Consider the following 15,511-nt stretch of genomic DNA (forward strand, 5'->3'; position numbering starts at 1 on the left):
TTCTGAACAAAGAAGAGGATTCCCATGACACAAGTATATGACATTACCATCATCGGTGGCGGACCAGTCGGTCTCTTCGCCGCCTTCTACGCCCATCTCCGTCAAGCCAAGGTCAAAATCATTGACTCCCTGCCCCAACTGGGTGGCCAACCTGCCATTCTCTATCCTGAGAAGGCTATTTTAGACATTCCCGCCTTTCCAAGCCTGACAGGACAAGAGTTGACCGACAACCTCCTCGCCCAGCTGACTCCATTTGACACCACCATCTGCCTCAATGAAACCCTGACTGCTATTGAGCCAGGAGAGGTCATTTCCCTGACGACTAACAAAGGTAGCCACCAAACCAAGACCCTGATTATCGCTATGGGTGGCGGTGCCTTCAAGCCACGTCCGCTGGAGATTGACGGTGCTGACAGCTTTGACAACGTCCACTACCACGTATCCAATATCCAGCAGTATGCCGACAAGGACATCGTCGTCTTGGGTGGCGGTGACTCTGCGGTCGATTGGTCCCTGGCCTTTGAAAAAATCGCCAAGACCACTCAGATCGTCCACCGTCGTGACAACTTCCGAGCCCTTGAGCACAGCGTGGAAGAGCTCAAGCAGTCCAGCGTCAACATCCACACACCTTTTGTTCCTAAAGGGCTTTCTGGGGAAAATGGCAGAGCTTCTAGCATTCATTTTGACAAGGTGAAGAGCGAGGACAAGCTTAACCTGTCTTTCGACCACCTCTTTGTCAACTACGGCTTCAAATCATCTGTTGGCACGCTGAAAGAATGGGGCTTGGAACTCAATCGCCACCGCATCGTCGTCAACAGCAAGCAAGAAACCTCTGTCCCTGGTATCTATGCTATCGGTGACTGTTGCTTCTACGAGGGCAAGGTTGACCTGATTGCGACTGGACTAGGCGAAGCCCCAACCGCAGTTAACAATGCTATGAACTACCTCAATCCAAATGAAAAAGTGCAACCCAAGCACTCGACCAGCCTATAAGATGAAAATTGATATTCGCATTCCCGAAGCCTTTCCACAACTGACTGTCAAGGAAGTCTTGGAAGATTATTTTCTCATTCCCAGAAAAATCCGCCACTTCCTCCGTACCAAGAAGCAGGTCCGTGTCAACGGAGAGCTGATAAACTGGCAGAGTCCGATTGCTGCAGGCGACCTGCTAGAATTGACCTTTGACCAGGAAGATTATCCTGAAAAAAGTATTCCTCTAGGACAGGCGGACTTGGTAGAGGAACTCTATCAAGATGAGCATTTGATTATCGTCAACAAGCCCGAAGGCATGAAAACCCACGGCAATGAGCCTACGGAAATCGCCCTGCTCAATCATGTATCTGCCTATGTCGGCCAGACCTGCTATGTGGTCCACAGACTGGATATGGAAACCAGCGGAGCCATTCTCTTTGCTAAAAATCCCTTTATCCTGCCCATTCTCAATCGTCTTTTGGAGGACAAGGTCATCTACCGTGACTACCTGGCCCTCTGCCAAGGGCAGCTAAGAAAGACAGACTGGACTATCACTGATAAAATCGGACGAGACCGACACGACCGCAGAAAGCGGGTGGTCGACAACCGCAAAGGGCAGACTGCTCTTACCCAGGTCTATCTCTTGAAGACCCTTGGCAAAAATAGTTTGGTTACCTGTCGCCTCCAAACTGGGCGGACCCATCAGATTCGGGTGCATTTGGCTCATCATGGCCATACTCTGATTGGCGACCCACTCTATAGTCGAATCGCAGCCCCTCGCCTCATGCTCCACGCCCAAAAACTTAGCTTAACGCACCCGCTGACCCTTGAAGAAATCAGCGTGGAAGCACGATCAGAGAGTTTTGAGAAGGTTTTGAAACACATGAAATAAATAGCGGTACCCTTAGAATTCTATATCCCAATTTCACTGGACTAATCCAGTGATTTTTTTATGTTTCCACTAACCAAAAAATCCAGACAAGATGACCCTGTCTGGACTTAAAAACTCTACTCTGGCACAACAACCTTCAAACGAATATCTGTCGGCTGTAGTACTTTTTGAACTTGCACAAGGAAAGCAAGACCATTGTCTGATGGGGCATACTGAAAAGTCAGATTGATAACCTTTTCTGTAAAGTCATCCCCGTAGCTGTCCACATACTGCTTGCTTTCGATAAAGTGGATGTAGTTGTTCAGCTTTTCTTGGAGTTTGAGAAGATGGTCTTGTTCAGTGTCAGGGAGCCATTCGTTCCCATCTGCCAATAATAGTTCTAGGTGGCCGTCTACGATGCCGATAGAGTCGATGGTGGTTGGACTAATTGCAATGTCATTTTCTATATTGAAGTCGAAAAGTATTTTTTTATATAGCCTATCTATTGCTTCAGATTCCCTATCAAATTCATCCCATACCCAGAATTCTTGACGCTCACTCATCTCATATACTTTATATTTTTGCGACTCCTCATCAAAATAGTAGCCGAGAGTAAATTGCCCACCAAATTTTTTTCCTGGCATAATATTAAATGCCCCTATTTCAGATTGATGAGCTTCCACAAAATTCAGTAATTCTTGCTTTGTCATTAGTTCTCCTCCATCATCCCTAATTTTAACATATCAGACCCTCCAAATGGTGTTACAATTTGTTCAGCTCCTCCTGACATATCCCCCCAAGTAGCCGCTTTACCGTGAACACCATATTTAATGTCCTCAATGGACAATCCCAATGCAGAGGTTTTTTCTGCATTGTATTTATTATACTTTGCGAGGTATTCTGCAAATTTATCTTGCGAAACAGGAGTAATACCTTCCTGCTTTAGAATATTATTGAGAGCATCCCTATCTTGATTGGCAATGGCATCAATCTTATCAAAATACGTTTGTCTATTAAAGGTTCCTTTATGATAAGCATTCGGATTTTCTACATACGGAATGGCACGCTGACTATAGGTATATGGACCATCACTAGGGATGTCCGAGAAGTTCCCTCCTCCCATATGTCCAAAACGATCCCATTGATCTGGCAATCCTGACTCTCTGGTAATCGACTGAACGGTACCTTCTTGATAACCTAAGTTCTCTGGCCAATCATACTCAACCCAACCGTCGCGTACCGCCACTACATATTGAGAATCCGATGGAACGTTAATATCTGTCTTATCCGAAAGATCTGAATAAAACTCTTGAAGTCTTATAACTTTTTCCTCAAGAGGTAGATCCATCTTCGAAAGTTCTGTAGTATAACGTCCTACTTGGATATAGTTAGGAGTGCTATCTATTGAAAAATTCCCCGTCTTCTGCGACACGACATCAATCCGTATGCCCTTGGGTATCTCAACACCACCCACAAAGTCGCCCTTGCCTGCTCCGACAATGGTGCCGCCGTACTTGGACAGGTCTTCCAAGAGGTTCTGGCGACTGATTTTCAAACCATTCTGAGCAGTTGTGTACTCTTGAATACGGATATTCCCCGCCTCATCAAAGCCAATCGCATCCACTCGGATTTTCTGTTCAACGCCATCAACCGTCATCTTGATCGTGATGTTGTTCTCGACCTTGCTGGCGATTTTACCAAACTCAACCGTTTGTAAGTCCACAAAGTCCTGACCCTGACGAGCGTTGAGCTGAATTTGGCTTGGGCTTGAGACTTCAATGTGAGAAAGTTGGCTTTGGAGTCCCTTAACAGAGCCCTCTACAATGCCTTCAAATGCTTTACCTCCGATGTAATTCAAGGTCGCATTCGTACCGTCTCCACTAAGGATACCAGATGCCAATTGTCCAAGTTCCACACCCTCATCCGCATAGCCAGCCAACTTACCAATAGTCTGAACGGTCGTCGGGATTTGTTTACCTGCTCGCAAGGCACTCTGACCTGCCGCAAAGCTACCAAGAGTAGCCAATGTCACAACAGCCTCAGCACCAGCCCAGATACGCTCTTCCGTGTTCAACTGATTACCAGTAATCAAGGTGTTGCCTGTAATCGCAGAGTGGGCACCATCCGCAAAGAGGTACGCGCCACCTGCAAGGGCAAGTGGAAGGCCAGCACCTCCAGTCATAACCGTTCCTGCTGCTAGGGCAACGCCCGCCAAAATTTTGAGACCTGTATCAACCAAGCCTAAGGCTTCCTTATTCTCCTCCTGCCAAGTGCTATTTTTGATTTGACTATAGTCTGACTCCAGAATCGGATAGAACTCCTGAACCAACTCCGCATCACTCTTGGACTCCAACTCTTTGATTTGTTTATCCGTTAGCTGGTCGGTCTGGCGGAGTGGTTAATTGCAGAGCTACTCAACTTGTTGCAAAATGGATGCGAGAGATAACAACTCCAACCTCATTCCCACTCCTGGGCTCCGCTTTAGACCAAGTCTAACCTAACTGTTTATGCACACATGAAGAATATTTCTGCCCTTCTATTATACTAAAAATCCAGACAAGATGACCCTGTCTGGACTTAAAACTCTACTCTGGCACAACAACCTTCAAACGAATATCTGTTGGCTGTAATACTTTTTGAACTTGCACAAGGAAAGCAAGACCATTGTCTGATGGGGCATACTGAAAAGTCAGATTGATAACTTTTTCTGTAAAGTCATCCCCATATCCTTCCTGACTATCAATCCTATCAATGACCTTCTGACAATGCTCAATGTAGGATTGGAGACCAGATAGGCTACGTTGAGTATGAAGATTATGACTCATAATAGTATTCCTTACGCGTTCATACTTTGCAAGCTTTTCACGACTATTGGTAATACAACTAAGCAAATACTCATCACTCATTACTGTTACCCTCCAATTTTTGCTCGATAATAGACTTCTGTTCCAGACTTGGTAAGGTATCATCGGGAAGGATGGTCTCAACCCGAGTTGCGTAGGCAGAGGCAAAACCGAAAACAACCACAATAATCGCAACCGAATAAACTAGAAAAACCCTTTTTAGAAAGGCACTAGAAACTGAGTAGCCCTTTGTCGAATACTGCTTCAGCTCAGGTTGTTTTTTCTCTAAGATATTTTTTGGTAAAAAATAGGGTCTAAAAGCTGTCATGGCCACAGATAAAAACACTGTAATCCCTATAGAATTGTATACTTGTGTTCTTGCACCAATCGCTGTAATATAAAACATGCTTGAAAACAGGAAAACTCCAAAAACAATAAACAGAATCAAGGATACCTGAGCATCCTTCTTCAGTTGTAAGAACTCTTCTACTGTCATTTTTTCTTTTTGCATCCTACTCTCCTATTCTATTTCTTTGGTAATTTTCAACTTGACCCTGTCTGGGTTTACAAGTTGCATCAAAAAAATTATGTAATTTGGGATTTTGGAATCCATTACTTAGCCATAAACCAAAAGTAAATTAAGACGATTTAAACAAAACCTACTCTCCCAAACTTTCCTTATATCGCTTGGATTCTTTACCATACCAGTCTTCAATGCTATATCCTGAGAGAATACGATAGTCTTCCATGTATTTATTGATATAAAATCCTTCAATGCAACTAAATACTATTGCTACGATAAAGTAGAAAAGTAATATAGGCCCACCAATCCCAAAAATCATGACTAAACTTCTTAGAAAATCATTCTCATAAATCCCTTTACCCTGATTGGGTAAAAAGAGACGAAGTACAACAAAGGGAAAGACGATTAAGCCACCATATTTCCTCCCTAAGACGACAAACTTCTCTAACACGTCATTCAATGGATTAGAAACAGATTGATTTCCATATAAGCCATTCAAAACCTCTTTCTTAAACCATAGATATCTTTCTGCGATTACAAAGATTATGATAGATAGGTTTAGAATGACTGCAATTAGCGAACCAAAAAACATGGCTGAACCAATCGCACATAGTACAAATACTTGATAATTAAGTAAACTCACCATCAAGAACATATTCCAATTGAAATAGTAATACGACAAAATTCGATTGTGGCGTATCTTTCTAACATCCATTAGGTAATGAACGATTACTAATAAGCCAAGCCATACGGGGATTGAAAATAGGATTTTCGCCTCCACAAATAATATATTTCCAACTTCTTTATCCGAATACGGTCCGATAAATGATATTAGAAATATAAAAAATTCAACTGTCAAAAAACCTATTATTTTCTTTCCATAACCATTTTTCTCTATATCCTCCATTGAAGTCTGAATGTACTGATCCGTTACCAACCCCATGCTCTCTTCTAAAGAGGCATTCCATATTGATTTTTTCATGTTTTCTCATCCTTATCAGATTATCATACTTGTCTATTACACCGAAAATCCAGACAAGATAATCCTGTCTGGGTTGGTTTATGGCAACATCTGATAGGATGAGCTCTTAGTTATATCTCTTTTTCTTAATTCCTTTCCGTTCACCAGACTTTCCTCGATGGAATTGGCAATCGACTGGTCTGCTTGACGAAAGGTTTCTGCCACCGTGTTCAAGTAGCCATCCAACTGCTCAACTGTCGAAACAATCTCTTGACTCACTAACTTAAGCCGACTAGTAGTGGAAGCTACCTTTTCTTTCGAAGCATCATCAGAATCGAAAAAGTCTGCGCTATCAGCGATCATCCCAGACATATCCTCATAGCTGGATTTGATACTCAAAATCTGGTTAGGGTTGATACTCTTTTGACTAGTCATTGTTGTACTCCTCTGGCTTCTTGGCATAGGTCGCGATGTCCTCAAACTTAGTAATCCGGTGGTCTTCACCGTCGACAGTAGCTACTCTATCTAGGTAAGCATGGTCATAGAACTTCAAACCGCTATTCATAAACAACTCTTCTGTCGCTATGATTCCCTCTTGATTGATGATTGTATTATCTACAATCTCATAGAGGGGATAAGCCTCCGCATCTTCCTGGTCGAGGATGACAGCCGCATGGACATCCACATCCCTCAGATTGATCGAGCCATCATAGAGGTCAGTCTTTCTAGTCCCACTATATCCAAATGACACCTGAGATTTTTTTCTACATATGTATCCAAGTAAAGAAGCTCCCGGTTGGTTAGTTGAGGATCTGATTCTGGTACCTCACCCTCGACCAGGCCTGTATCTAGATTGAATAGGAGGTTTTTAGACTTTATGTCCTCCCCATGCAGCTTCCCTACATGTATCATGGTGTAGTTGGACTCGCCAATCTGAAAGAGTTCGCCTAAGCCCCCTGCACCATAGACTTTGTAGCCCTCATCTTTCAGATAGGCCAGACTGACCTCCACAAGGTCAATCCGCTTTTTCGTTAGACTCGGTGTTCTCAGATCATAGATATCCAAATAATGGTATTCTTCTTCCCCCATTTCCTTGATTGTTGGACCTAAGTTGCGGTCAAGTTTCTTAATGACATTGCGAATCAGGTAGCTCTTATTGGCGGCTAGTTCATCGAAACCGTCACTTCCCGCTTGTTCCACCTCATCCTGATTGGTCACCTTCCAGACAATGACGATGCCGTTCCCATCTGCCACAAAACGATAATCTTCCACCTCCAAGACTGGAGTAATAATATAATCCTCATAGAGTTTATCTCCCTCAGGCTTTACGGCATGTGCTTCTGTACAGGCTGACAGGAGGAAACAAAGAGAAAGTAGCCCTATTACTTTGTGAAAAAACTTGCTTTTGTCCATCGAATACTCCTCCTTTTCATCATCTATTATCTCCATAGTGGTTTTCCATATAGGTATTTAAAGCATCCAAGTTATCTTCTCAATGTCATCAGGTACCACTGAAGCACCGCTCGTATTCAGTAGCATTAAAAATAAAATAAAAACGACAACGATCCCAAGTAGCTCTCCCATTAAAAAATAATATGCGCCAACAAATAGTAATGTGAATAAAAATAAGATTGGAAATACCATCCTTTTTAAATAGTTAAGTCTTGAGGACTTAGAAAAATCTATACGAACAGTCTTCACATCAGCAATATTCACTACTTGTTGCTTACTCCATACCAGTCTCGCTAAAAATAGTAGCAAGCATCCCCCTAGCACAATTGAAATCGCAAAAAACTGGTTTTCAATTGTATGTCCTAAAGGAAAACGTGTAAAAATGATAGCAACTAGCGATGAAACTAGATAAGGAGAAATACTCGGCTGTTTTTTACCAACAAAAGATTTTGGTCCTTGTAATCGATAAGCCCTCATAGGAAACCACCAAACGCTTGCAGGGACAAGCCAAGTCCAGATATGTGTATCTAAATCCAAGAGATAGTACTCATTCCCGATTTGAAGCTGACGATAGCGAAGATTTCCAATTTTTGTAATAATGTAGTTTTGTTCTAATTCCCCCATATAAAATCTCCAATATTTTTAAATGTGTTGCCGATATCAGAAAACGTCTTATCCAAACCTTGTCCAAAATCTTGAGCAACACTTCTCATACCCATAAAATCAGAATTATATAGCCATGATGATATTGCCCAAGCTGCTACACCAATAGCGGCCCAGCCCACTGGTGTTGCACTAGCAATCAAACCTATAGAATAAAGACCTAAGGTAATTCCTTGTCCAACCACTACCGATGTAACAGTCGTCATAACTGAACTTGCAATTGCCTGTCCAGGGCTATCTCCTTGCACCATACCGATCACTGAACCAATAGTTGCCCCAAAGACTGTTGATCCTATTGCATCACCGACAGTATTAATTGCACCTGTATAACTAACGCGAATTGCATCATTAGCCGAACGGGCAATCGGTCCTGCTGCATCATCAAAAATTGTCCCTAGTGAGTAACCTATTTTTGACGCCAATCCATTCTCCTTAGTAAGCAAGTAAGATAATCCACCTAAACTTACATCAGTTACTGCCCCATGAGTCGCATCCTCGATTTTTTCCGCGACTGTCATTTGATTTTCTTTTTGTTTTTCAAACCGAATTATTGCATCTTGCAGATATTCCGGGATTTTTGCTTGTGGATATTTTTCAAGGTATTTTTCAACCGCTTGAATATCTTCATCTGTTAGACTAAATCCTTTTTGAGCTTTTTCAAAAATCGATTGGAATTTTGCATTAACTAATTCATAATCCGCCTCCCTCTCCTCCAGCTTCCTGAAATCTGCAGGACTAGAAGTATCTCTCATCCGCTTCACACGGTCGTTCCACTTCTGATTGACCTCTGAAACCCACATTGGACTTAGACCGCTTGGAAAACTTCCTGAAAAGTTACTCATGTCACTGCCGACTTGGGCAATCCCTTGACTAAGCTGTGTTTCTAGGTCTCCTATACCCGAAAAGAAACCGCTCGACCGCCCATCAAAGGCATACAAGGCTTGAAGTTGGCGTCGAACCTTGTTCTTACGGTCTATAACCTGGTTGAGCTGACGCATCATGGAATGGGCATGCCACTCATAATCGGGATAGTCACGAGCCATCTCCAAAGCTCGATCAATCGACCGATCCAGACGCATGCCAACCGACTCTAAACGAGCTAACTCTGCTTCTAATACATTCGAACCGAGACTTTTTCCTTCCTTGCTTTATCACATGAAAAATAGCAGAGCTACTCATATTGATTCAAACCAGAGAAAAAGCATAGCTATTCAAACTCACTTTACACCACCAACTCCGCTTTAAACCAATTCTAACCTAGCTTCTTATTGTGTCAATGAAGAATATTTCTATCTTTCCATTATACCCAAAAATCCAGACAAGGTAATCTTGTCTAGATAGAAAATAGCTTGTTAATGACTCCTGTATTATCAAAATTCACCTCAGTTTCATCAACTAAAACGCAACGTTTGAAGTCACTGTAAGGTATCCTCCACTTTGAAACGGGGAATTGTTACAGAAGAAATTTTTTCTTCGAAAATTTCCTGAGCTGCTTCCTCAGCCTCATCGCTAAATCCTTCAAAAATCACTTCTGAAATATCTTCGTGATTGAAAAAGTAAGATTCTTCCTGATTTTGTCCTGTTGGATAAAGACAGGCACTATACTCGAAGTAGCCCAACTCTCCTTGATTCTTATATAACGGATATCGACTGATAATCATTAGTTTTGCATCTCCTTCCGCTAATCGGACAATGCTACCAAGTGGTAATAGTTTAATCATATAGTTACTCCTTACATATAATTGTTATGATATTCATTTCAGAATTACTGAATTTCTTTCCTATCTGGATATTTTCGAATATAGGCTGCCGAAAAGAGACCGCCCATAATAGCTGCTGGTGTAACCGCAGTCAACATAACAGCAAGGATTAGCCCCACTATGTTCAAGTATGAGGCATTCCCCTCAAAAAACATCCTACTTGCCATCACACCCGAAAATATGATTGGCACACTAACAGCACCTTTTGAAGCCTTCCCATTATTAAAATAATTATTCAGTTTATAAACAGATTCATTCTTATGGTAAAAATAAAAGAAAACAAGGGATAGGACAAAAAGTACTGTTAACGAAAAAATAAATATCCAAAAACTTTCGGTTATAAAATTATCCGTTTTATGTCCATCTTTCGAAGAAAACAAAAGAAAACCTATAAAATCTATCCAAATAAGCATTATTATAGATTCGATAGATATGAGTATGTAGGTCAAAAATGAATGCTCCAAAATAAACTTTTTAAAGTAGGACAAAATGATACAAAACATAGTGAAGATGCTTAGTATCGAGAAGAAAATAGCTAGTATATCTGAATATTCTCCGAGCCAATTATTTTTCCCAATTAACGCGAAACCAACAACAAAAGGTAAATTTACCCAACCTAACAAGCCAAGAAAACCAACCGTTGTGCCATATTTTTCAAGAGGGGTAAGCTCCTTCGTAAATTTTTTATTTTTCTTTGCCATTATCTCCTCCAAACAAGTCTGTTAAGGCATTTTTAGCCATATCTGATAAAGATTCATCTTCATTCACCTTCAAATTATCTATAGCCGCACCAATACCTATACCAATCGCAACCCCAATAGCCGTACCGGCTCCCGGGATAGGAATAAATGTACCAAAAAATCCTCCAACTGCTGCACCAACAGCTGTTGCTCCAGTACCAGTAACCAAATCAACACCTTGGTCAATGGCAAAATTTCGAATTTTTTCACCTGTGGAAGACGTTGTATCGTCAATGAAGTTTTCTTGGATATTGCTACCAACTTCCACAACAGTTCCAATCATCCCAAATGCTTTGACAGTCTTCCCTACCTTTCCTAGACTTGAAATATTGTTTGCGCGCCAATCAAAATCATCCCAAAATTCCAAGCCAGATTTAAATCCACTTTTTGCAGCATCAATGGCAGTCGTAATGTTCCTAGCTTTACCAACTTGAGTGATATCAACATCTAAATCATGACCAACATTTCTTCTATATTCTCCACTTGCTGTTTTCGAATTTGTTTTAGAACTGCGTCCTCTAGCGACATTATTACGGTTTGCATTATAAACGTGACCAGTTTTCTGATTGTAAAGCATCTTGTTGCCAACTTTTACGTTACCGGCACTATCAACGGTAATTTTTTTACCATCTAAGAACTTAATTTCACCTTCTTGAGTTATCCGACTCCCAAAGGTTGCCAATATACCAGTAGCAATTTTATAACCTCCAGGTGGCTCTCCTTTAATAATCCATTTAATCACTGCTTCATATGGAATTCCAGCATCCTCTGCAACCCCATAAATATCAGCATTCAGATCCGAGGCATCCGCTTCCCTCTCCTCCAACTTCCTGAAATCCGCAGGGCTGGAAGTATCCCTCATCCGCTTCACACGGTCGTTCCACTTCTGATTGACCGCTGAAACCCATACTGGACTTAGACCGCTTGGAAAACTTCCTGAAAAGTTACTCATGTCACTGCCGACTTGGGCAATCCCTTGACTAAGCTGTGTTTCTAAGTCACCTATACCCGAAAAGAAACCACTCGACCGCCCATCAAAAGACCGCAAGGCTTGAAGCTGGCGACGAACCTTGTTCTTACGGTCTATAACCTGGTTGAGCTGACGCATCATGGAATGGGCATGCCACTCATAATCGGGATAGTCACGAGCCATCTCCAAAGCTCGATCAATCGACCAATCCAGACGCATGCCAACCGACTCTAAACGAGCTAACTCTGCTTCCAATACATCCGAATCAAGACTTTTCCCTTCCAGGTATTCGGTAGCACGATAATCGGAAGGGAGGCGCTTAACCGCCTCGCTCAAAGATTCCTCGTAGAGAATCGCTGCTTTAAGCAGAGGCAAAAGAGTGCTCGCCGCATAGTCTTTGGCATTGTCATAAGCCTGACCAGATAGACCCTCTGCTCCTATAAAAGAGCCCAGAGCCTGCATAGCCGACTCATACGCTCCCATCCGAGAAGCCGATACTCGACCGATGGAAGTCGCCTGATTATCCGAGCTAGGTAGATTCATCTTAACCATTCGGTTTCTCCTTTACTTTTTCTTCACTGACTCTTGATTGACTGTAGTAATTCTGTTTCTCCTTTTTATCGAACCAGTAAATGAAGAATCTTCTTATCCATCAAGGAAGAACAATACTCTTACATTATGCCAAAAATCCAGACAAGGTAATCTTGTCTGGATAGAAATTGCTTTGGAAGACTATATTCTATAACTTTTGATCATATATACTTATTATAACTAATTGTATTTCAAAATTTTCAAATATCAATTTAAGCACAGATGAAATAAAGAATAATACTTGAATCAGTCTAAAATACTATCTAAACTTAATTTTTTATACCCAGACTCTCTAACCAAGTCATAATACTGGTCAGAAAATACTTGTTCGTGTGAATTAACATAACCGAAATAAATAACATTTGCAATATCTTCATGATTAAAGAAAAGATATTCACCATCATTTCCCATTCCTTCCGGATAAGGGACTGCAGCGTAATCAAAATATCCGATTTCTCCATTATCATCATATAGAGATGCGCGGCTGACAATCATTAACGGAAACTCACCCATTTGAGTAAGTACTATTGTACCGATTGGTAAGATATGTTCTGGTTTGTTCATCATTATTCCTCTTTCGTTTTTCTAATAAGTTTTAAATAAATAATATGCTTAATAATAAGATTCCATAGAACGTTAGGTAGCAACGAAACAAAAACACTCGTCACTAAAAGTGTCACAATGGGACCATAATTTGTGTCTGAAAAATTCTCAGGATTTAGGTAAACATAGTAAGATAGAGGGATACATAGTAAGACACTAAAAGAAGCTAAATATGTGGTTACATAGGGAGGGATTTTTCTTCCTGAAATATTTTTCTTTATTGAAAAGTCAAACATTTTTTCAAAGTATTCATGTTGATTCTTTAAACTTGGTTCTACTTGAACAATAGGGTCTCGTCTTCTTATAGCAAGCATCAAAGTTTCAAATGCTAAAAATAAAACAATACCTAAAATTATTGGTGCGTACTTATCTACATCTTTGTATAAAATTTTTGTCCCCTGAAATAGATTTCTGCTAAAGAATAGCAAACCTGCCACCAGTATTGGAGAAAGTATAGAAGATAGTACCAATAGTCTGAATGTCAGCTCTTGTTGTTTACTAATTGAGCCTTCAGCAGCTTTCCGCCATCTAACTTTACCAGTCCACAAATCATATTCAGCGGAGTATCCATCTCCACTCAATCCAGTTCCCATACCATTATCAACAGGGAATAACAAAGTTCTTAAGATCATTACCATGGCCAGCTCCATCCTCTTTTTTTAGGTGACACATTTCTATCCATATTATCATTTACCATACTACCAATCCAACTCCCTGCTATACCACCAAGGATTCCTCCAGCAACTGAACCAATAGCCGCTCCAACTCCCGGAATTGGAATCAACACTTGTCCGATAGCTGCACCTGCTACTCTGCCAGCTACACTACCTACAGCAGATGTGGTACCTTCAATTACTACTTTCCGTGTTGTTAAAGATATGCTTTGCTCGTCGCTATAACCTTCGTTCTTATACTTATCAAATGATTGTTTTGCACTAATAGCCGTTCCCAACCACCCTGCAACCTTTAATCCTTTAGATGCAATATTCAGTGTCTTACCAGTAACTTCCCCTATCTTTCCAAATTGATTCAGACTTTTACTGATATTAGTTTCTCTCATCATATTCAAATCTCTATTTAAGCGACCATGCTCAAACGATGGAAATTTTGATGTGATCTTTTTTAGAGTCTTACTTTTTTTCAAAAATTTCCCCACACCTTTTATATCCTCAATGCGAGCCCCACTTTTAGAAAACGTCCTTGCTTCAAACACTTCACTTGTCCATTTATTTTTATGCTTATTCCAATATCTTACAGATGCAGAAACAAACAGGCCGTTTTTCGCAAATTCGACAGCATTCTCTATTGTATTAATAGCCTCTTTATTTTGATCAGAAAAAATTACATTTGAGACTATTTCATTCTCAGATTTAGACACCTTTTGGTTGGCTAGATACCCCTGTACGTAATCTGGCAACTCTACCCCAGGAAAACGATTCTGATAAGATTCAATTATCTTGAGATCTTCTTCAGTTAATGATGAACCATTTTTCAATTTCTTCTCAACCGCTGAAAATTCAGTAATTACCTCCTCCCTCTTCTCCCACTGACTATTCACAGTCTTAGCCCATGAGAGGTTGGACTTGTTATAACTTGGAAATCCCTGACTTGCGGAAAACCCACTAAAGTTAACACTGACTTGATTCAATCCGCTCATCAAGGCCACTTCAAGACTACCAATATCACTAAAGGTATGAGCAGAGACCGCATTAAATCGATGGAGCCTATCTAACTTCGTTTGAAGTTTGGTGATACGGCGACGAATATTCCCCATTAGTATAGAGTACTCTGCTGCCATCGGAGACAACTCTCGAAGCAAAATATCGTAGGTCCGTCTTGCAGCTCGATAGCTAGCTTCTAATTGTTGGATCTGTCGTTCTAAATTATCACTATCAAGGCTCTCACCTTTACAAATAGAGCTATACTGACGCTGTAATTGAGAGGTATTCTCACTGACACTCTCTGAATAAAGTATCATAGCCTGAACCAAGGGAATCAAGACTTGACTGGCATAACTCTTGGCACTTGTATAGGCCGCACCTTCCAAGCCCGACTCAACCAAAAACCTCTCTAAAGCGCCGATTGCCCCCTGTAAGGTGGAGATGCGCGCACTAACGATAGAGGAGCTAGAGGAAGCCTGACTTGCCAGACTACCTACTTCAACCTTAACCATGACTAATCTCCTTTCTGCTATCTTCTTCTAGTCGAATTTCTTCACGAATGCAAGCAACTCGTGTTTCATCTAAGTCCGATAAGAGACGATTCTCTTCCTGTTTCAAGAATGAACGCTGTTCATCCATCTCACCCTGGAATTTAGAAAGACTAATGCGCACATCATCTATCAATTCGTTAGTCTCCTTACTATCAGTAGGGGAAGAAGCAAGATCCAAGGTTTCCCTCAAATAATACATGACTTCCCCCATTGATTCCGTTACTTCTTCTTCAAATTGTTCCTGTTTTTTTCGCACTTCGTCTAGTTGTTCAATATCCCTCTCCAACTTTTTTTGTCTTTCAAGCAACAGTTGAACTTTCTCTTCTTGTTTTTCCACCATATCCTAGCAC

18 protein-coding genes and 1 pseudogene are annotated in these 15,511 nt (G+C 41.1%); 2 read left to right on the forward strand and 17 right to left on the reverse strand.

What is annotated here, in order from left to right:
* Positions 1-24: 24 nt before the first annotated feature.
* Both PXH68_RS08490 and PXH68_RS08495 read left to right on the forward strand, forming a co-directional pair.
* A complete protein-coding gene (locus PXH68_RS08490) occupies positions 25-993 on the forward strand; it encodes an NAD(P)/FAD-dependent oxidoreductase (RefSeq protein WP_248028218.1) in 969 nt (322 codons plus the stop codon).
* A gap of 1 nt (position 994) precedes the next feature.
* A complete protein-coding gene (locus tag PXH68_RS08495) occupies positions 995-1,864 on the forward strand; it encodes an RluA family pseudouridine synthase (RefSeq protein ID WP_248028217.1) in 870 nt (289 codons plus the stop codon).
* A gap of 116 nt (positions 1,865-1,980) precedes the next feature.
* On the opposite strand, the gene PXH68_RS08500 is transcribed toward PXH68_RS08495, so the two are convergent.
* The 17 genes and pseudogenes from PXH68_RS08500 to PXH68_RS08580 form a co-directional block, all read right to left on the reverse strand.
* Positions 1,981-2,553 (reverse strand): DUF6572 domain-containing protein, encoded by a 573-nt coding sequence (locus tag PXH68_RS08500; RefSeq protein WP_248028216.1) that lies wholly within the window; start codon positions 2,551-2,553, stop codon positions 1,981-1,983.
* Positions 2,553-4,196 (reverse strand): hypothetical protein, encoded by a 1,644-nt coding sequence (locus PXH68_RS08505; RefSeq protein ID WP_248028215.1) that lies wholly within the window; start codon positions 4,194-4,196, stop codon positions 2,553-2,555. The genes PXH68_RS08500 and PXH68_RS08505 overlap by 1 nt, the downstream gene beginning before the upstream one ends.
* Positions 4,197-4,428: 232 nt before the next feature.
* A pseudogene (locus tag PXH68_RS09900) lies at positions 4,429-4,662 on the reverse strand (DUF6572 domain-containing protein); the annotation flags it as partial.
* A gap of 79 nt (positions 4,663-4,741) precedes the next feature.
* The gene (locus tag PXH68_RS08515) at positions 4,742-5,197 is read right to left on the reverse strand and encodes a hypothetical protein (RefSeq protein WP_248028214.1); all 456 of its coding nucleotides are present in this window, start codon (positions 5,195-5,197) and stop codon (positions 4,742-4,744) included.
* Positions 5,198-5,345: 148 nt separating this feature from the next.
* Entirely contained in the window at positions 5,346-6,191 is an 846-nt protein-coding gene (locus PXH68_RS08520; protein ID WP_248028213.1) for a hypothetical protein, read from the reverse strand.
* A 78-nt stretch (positions 6,192-6,269) separates the two neighbouring features.
* Complete coding sequence (locus tag PXH68_RS08525) at positions 6,270-6,605, reverse strand: hypothetical protein (protein ID WP_248028212.1); 336 nt, start codon at positions 6,603-6,605, stop codon at positions 6,270-6,272.
* Positions 6,598-6,921 (reverse strand): hypothetical protein, encoded by a 324-nt coding sequence (locus PXH68_RS08530; protein ID WP_248028211.1) that lies wholly within the window; start codon positions 6,919-6,921, stop codon positions 6,598-6,600. The genes PXH68_RS08525 and PXH68_RS08530 overlap by 8 nt, the downstream gene beginning before the upstream one ends.
* Positions 6,861-7,583 (reverse strand): hypothetical protein, encoded by a 723-nt coding sequence (locus PXH68_RS08535; protein ID WP_248028210.1) that lies wholly within the window; start codon positions 7,581-7,583, stop codon positions 6,861-6,863. The genes PXH68_RS08530 and PXH68_RS08535 overlap by 61 nt, the downstream gene beginning before the upstream one ends.
* A 57-nt stretch (positions 7,584-7,640) precedes the next feature.
* Entirely contained in the window at positions 7,641-8,246 is a 606-nt protein-coding gene (locus PXH68_RS08540) for a DUF443 family protein (protein ID WP_158456456.1), read from the reverse strand.
* A complete protein-coding gene (locus tag PXH68_RS08545) occupies positions 8,234-9,328 on the reverse strand; it encodes a hypothetical protein (protein ID WP_248028209.1) in 1,095 nt (364 codons plus the stop codon). Before PXH68_RS08545 ends, PXH68_RS08540 begins: the two co-directional genes overlap by 13 nt.
* 372 nt (positions 9,329-9,700) lie before the next feature.
* Positions 9,701-10,006 (reverse strand): DUF4176 domain-containing protein, encoded by a 306-nt coding sequence (locus PXH68_RS08550; RefSeq protein ID WP_248028208.1) that lies wholly within the window; start codon positions 10,004-10,006, stop codon positions 9,701-9,703.
* Between the two features lie 44 nt (positions 10,007-10,050).
* The gene (locus PXH68_RS08555; RefSeq protein WP_024383270.1) at positions 10,051-10,746 is read right to left on the reverse strand and encodes a hypothetical protein; all 696 of its coding nucleotides are present in this window, start codon (positions 10,744-10,746) and stop codon (positions 10,051-10,053) included.
* Positions 10,730-12,307, reverse strand: a complete 1,578-nt coding sequence (locus PXH68_RS08560) for a T7SS effector LXG polymorphic toxin (protein WP_248028207.1) — start codon at positions 12,305-12,307, stop codon at positions 10,730-10,732. The genes PXH68_RS08555 and PXH68_RS08560 overlap by 17 nt, the downstream gene beginning before the upstream one ends.
* A gap of 285 nt (positions 12,308-12,592) precedes the next feature.
* A complete protein-coding gene (locus PXH68_RS08565) occupies positions 12,593-12,913 on the reverse strand; it encodes a DUF4176 domain-containing protein (RefSeq protein WP_238336259.1) in 321 nt (106 codons plus the stop codon).
* Positions 12,913-13,587, reverse strand: a complete 675-nt coding sequence (locus PXH68_RS08570) for a hypothetical protein (RefSeq protein WP_158456452.1) — start codon at positions 13,585-13,587, stop codon at positions 12,913-12,915. The genes PXH68_RS08565 and PXH68_RS08570 overlap by 1 nt, the downstream gene beginning before the upstream one ends.
* A complete protein-coding gene (locus PXH68_RS08575; RefSeq protein ID WP_248028206.1) occupies positions 13,581-15,122 on the reverse strand; it encodes a hypothetical protein in 1,542 nt (513 codons plus the stop codon). The genes PXH68_RS08570 and PXH68_RS08575 overlap by 7 nt, the downstream gene beginning before the upstream one ends.
* A complete protein-coding gene (locus tag PXH68_RS08580; RefSeq protein WP_202848485.1) occupies positions 15,115-15,501 on the reverse strand; it encodes a hypothetical protein in 387 nt (128 codons plus the stop codon). The genes PXH68_RS08575 and PXH68_RS08580 overlap by 8 nt, the downstream gene beginning before the upstream one ends.
* Positions 15,502-15,511: the final 10 nt, after the last annotated feature.

Source organism: Streptococcus sp. 29896 (assembly GCF_032594915.1).
In the GTDB taxonomy this organism is placed as follows: domain Bacteria; phylum Bacillota; class Bacilli; order Lactobacillales; family Streptococcaceae; genus Streptococcus; species Streptococcus suivaginalis.